4 protein-coding genes are annotated in these 3657 nt (G+C 63.5%); all 4 read left to right on the plus strand.

Going from position 1 to position 3657, the window contains the following annotated elements; genetic code table 11:
- A partial coding sequence (locus A1351_RS25565; protein WP_210178227.1) for a hypothetical protein occupies positions 1 to 185 on the plus strand: 185 nt, incomplete at its 5' end.
- 167 nt (positions 186 to 352) lie between these two features.
- A complete protein-coding gene (amoC, locus tag A1351_RS02485) occupies positions 353 to 1123 on the plus strand; it encodes a bacterial ammonia monooxygenase, subunit AmoC (protein ID WP_024880171.1) in 771 nt (256 codons plus the stop codon).
- A gap of 251 nt (positions 1124 to 1374) precedes the next feature.
- Positions 1375 to 2133, plus strand: coding sequence for a bacterial ammonia monooxygenase, subunit AmoA (gene amoA / locus A1351_RS02490; RefSeq protein WP_018265152.1), 759 nt, complete (start codon positions 1375 to 1377; stop codon positions 2131 to 2133).
- A 162-nt stretch (positions 2134 to 2295) separates the two neighbouring features.
- Positions 2296 to 3591, plus strand: a complete 1296-nt coding sequence (amoB, locus tag A1351_RS02495; RefSeq protein ID WP_024880170.1) for a bacterial ammonia monooxygenase, subunit AmoB — start codon at positions 2296 to 2298, stop codon at positions 3589 to 3591.
- Positions 3592 to 3657: the final 66 nt, after the last annotated feature.

Below are 3657 nucleotides of genomic sequence, written 5' to 3' on the forward strand. Positions count from 1 at the left end.
CTACCCCATTGGATATTGTCATTACGAGGCGGAACGGAAATGGTTGCGGCTCGCCGAACGAGGGCGTTTTGGATGTTTTGGCGCTGGGAGGCGCCGGGGGGTCTGGGGCTTTCGTTTCGTGCGGCGGTTTCGAGAAAATTCGTCTCCGAGCAAAGAAGAAAAATGCCGTCGGCGGGTCCTTTTGAGAGGGGTCGCTGGGCGGTGAGAGCGGGAGGTCGGGACAGCGGCTCGTCGAGCACGAGGCCGCAGCGACGACAATCAACCGTTGGAGACGAAGGCGCGTGCCGAGCAGGGAGGCGGGACGCGGCGAAAACGCTTCGAGAATCCCTGGGAGCACTTAGGAGGAATTGAGATGAGCGTAACGACAGAGACATCGGCCGGCGCAGCCGCCGGCTCAGATGCCATCGTGGACCTGAAGACCATGTGGATCGGCATCGCCGTCCTCAACATTTTCTACCTGTTCATCCGTATCTATGAGCAGATCTTCGGCTGGCGCGCGGGTCTCGACTCGTTCGCTCCGGAGTTCCAGACGTATTGGCTGACGATGCTGTGGACGGAGATTCCGCTGGAGCTCGTCGCCGGTCTCGGCCTCGCCGGCTATCTGTGGAAGACCCGCGACCGCAATGTCGACGCGGTTTCTCCGCGTGAGGAGCTTCGTCGTCACGTCGTGCTGCTGCAGTGGCTGACGGTCTACTCGGTGGCCATCTACTGGGGCGCCAGCTTCTTCACGGAGCAGGACGGCACCTGGCACATGACCGTGATTCGCGACACGGACTTCACCCCGTCGCACATCATCGAGTTCTATCTCAGCTACCCGATCTACTCGATCATGGGCGTGGGCTCGTTCTTCTACGCCAAGACCCGCATTCCGTTCTTCGCGCACGGCTATTCGCTGGCGTTCCTGATCGTGGCCATCGGCCCGTTCATGATCATCCCGAACGTCGGCCTGAACGAGTGGGGCCACACCTTCTGGTTCATGGAAGAGCTGTTCGTCGCTCCGCTGCATTGGGGCTTCGTGTTCTTCGGCTGGATGGCTCTGGGCGTGTTCGGCGTCGTCCTGCAGATCCTGGCTGGCGTGAAGCGCCTGCTCGGCAAGGACGGCGTTGCGGCGCTGATCGGCTGATAGCGGCCTGAATATCGGCCGCCCGCGCAGTGTCGCGGACGGCCGCCTCCGGCGAATTTTTCCGAATGCTCCCGGAACGAGGCTTCGTCCGGACGGCCGCGCGGCGGCGGTTCGGACGGGGTTTCGGAGAGGGATCGGCGGGAGATCGGCGGGGCGAATTCCAAAGGACAATCCGGCGCGAGAGAGCCGGAGGCAGGTCTCGAGACGCCGGCGCGAAGACGCCGGGCGGACAGACACCAAGGAGAAGAGTGATGTCTACATCGAAGAGCGGGGGGGCAATCGGGCCTTTCCATTCTGTCGCGGAAGCGGCGGGATGCGTTAAGACCTCCGATTGGCTGATTCTGACGCTGCTGTTTCTGGCAGTGCTGGGCGGCTATCATATTCACTTCATGCTGACGGCTGGCGACTGGGACTTCTGGGTCGACTGGAAAGACCGTCGTATGTGGCCGACCGTCATCCCGATCCTGGGCGTGACCTTCGCGGCCGCCGCTCAGGCGTTCCTGTGGGAGAACTTCCGTCTCCCGTTCGGCGCGACCTTCGCGGTTCTGGGTCTGCTCATCGGCGAGTGGATCAACCGCTACGTGAACTTCTGGGGCTGGACCTACTTCCCGATCAGCCTGGTGTTCCCGTCGGCTCTGGTCGTTCCGGCCCTGTGGCTGGACATCATCCTGCTGCTGTCGGGCTCCTATGTGATCACGGCTGTGGTCGGCGCCCTGGGCTGGGGTCTGCTGTTCTACCCGAACAATTGGCCGGCGATCGCCGCCTTCCATCAGGCGACCGAGCAGCATGGTCAGCTGATGTCCCTGGCTGATCTGATCGGCCTCCACTTCGTCCGCACCTCGATGCCGGAATACATCCGCATGGTCGAGCGCGGCACGCTGCGCACCTTCGGTAAGGACGTCGTGCCGGTGGCCGCGTTCTTCTCGGGCTTCGTGTCGATGCTCGTCTACTTCCTGTGGTGGTTCGTCGGTAAGTGGTACTCCACCACGAAGGTGATCACCAAGATCTGATCGGCCGTAAGGCTGGACGATCGAGCGATCGCTCAAAGCGAGGAGGGGCGGCTGCGAAGGGCTCCTGCAAGAGAGCCCGGGAGCGAGCCGCTCCGGCAAGGACGACAGCGGACATCCGGCCCGACGGGCCGGTCCGCGAAGAGAAACTTGGGAGGTTGTTCCATGAAACTGTTGGAGAGAATGGCCGTGCTGGCGACGGGACGCGTCGCTCGGCTCTTCGGCCTGGGCATGGCGGCTGCGGTCGCCGCGACGATGGGCTCCGTCGCTCCGGCGTCGGCGCATGGCGAGAAGTCGCAGCAGGCGTTCCTGCGCATGCGCACGCTGAACTGGTATGACGTGAAGTGGTCGAAGACCTCGCTGAACGTCAACGAGTCGATGGTGCTTTCGGGCAAGGTGCACGTGTTCTCGGCTTGGCCGCAGGCCGTCGCGAACCCGAAGTCGTCGTTCCTGAACGCCGGCGAGCCGGGTCCGGTTCTGGTTCGCACGGCTCAGTTCATCGGCGAGCAGTTCGCTCCGCGCTCTGTGTCGCTCGAGGTCGGCAAGGACTATGCGTTCCAGATCGACCTGAAGGCGCGCCGCGCGGGCCGTTGGCACGTTCATGCGCAGATCAACGTCGAAGGCGGCGGCCCGATCATCGGACCCGGCCAGTGGATCGAGATCAAGGGCGACATGGCCGACTTCAAGGACCCGGTCACGCTGCTGGACGGCACGACCGTGGACCTCGAGACCTACGGCATCGACCGCATCTATGCCTGGCACTTCCCGTGGATGATCGCGGCTGCGGCCTGGATCCTCTACTGGTTCTTCAAGAAGGGCATCATCGCCTCCTACCTGCGCGTCAGCGAAGGCAAGGAAGACGAGCAGATCGGTGACGACGACCGTCGCGTCGGCGCTATCGTTCTGGCGGTGACGATCCTGGCGACGATCATCGGCTACGCTGTCACCAACAGCACCTTCCCGCGCACGATCCCGCTTCAGGCCGGCTTGCAGAAGCCGCTGACGCCGATCACCGAGGAAGGCACTGTGGGCGTCGGCACGAAGATCGTGACGGCGGATCTCAAGGGCGGCGTCTACAAGGTGCCGGGCCGCGAGCTGACGGTTCAGGTGAAGATCACGAACAAGACGGATGAGCCGCTGAAGCTCGGCGAGTATACGGCGGCGGGTCTCCGCTTCCTGAACCCCGACGTGTTCACGACGAAGCCGGAGTTCCCCGACTATCTGCTGGCGGACCGTGGTCTGTCGACGGATCCGACGCCGATCGCGCCGGGTGAGACGAAGACGATCGAGATCAAGGTGCAGGACGCGCGTTGGGACATCGAGCGTCTCTCCGACCTCGCCTATGACACGGACAGCCAGATCGGCGGTCTGCTGTTCTTCTTCGGCCCGTCGGGCAAGCGCTACGCCACCGAAATCGGCGGCCCGGTCATTCCGAAGTTCGTCGCCGGCGACATGCCCTGATCGAACTCTCTGAAGGCTGAAAATATCGCCGGCCGGGCCTCGCGCCCGGCCGGTTTCTTTTTGCGC

Source organism: Methylosinus sp. R-45379, from assembly GCF_001644125.1.
In the GTDB taxonomy this organism is placed as follows: domain Bacteria; phylum Pseudomonadota; class Alphaproteobacteria; order Rhizobiales; family Beijerinckiaceae; genus Methylosinus.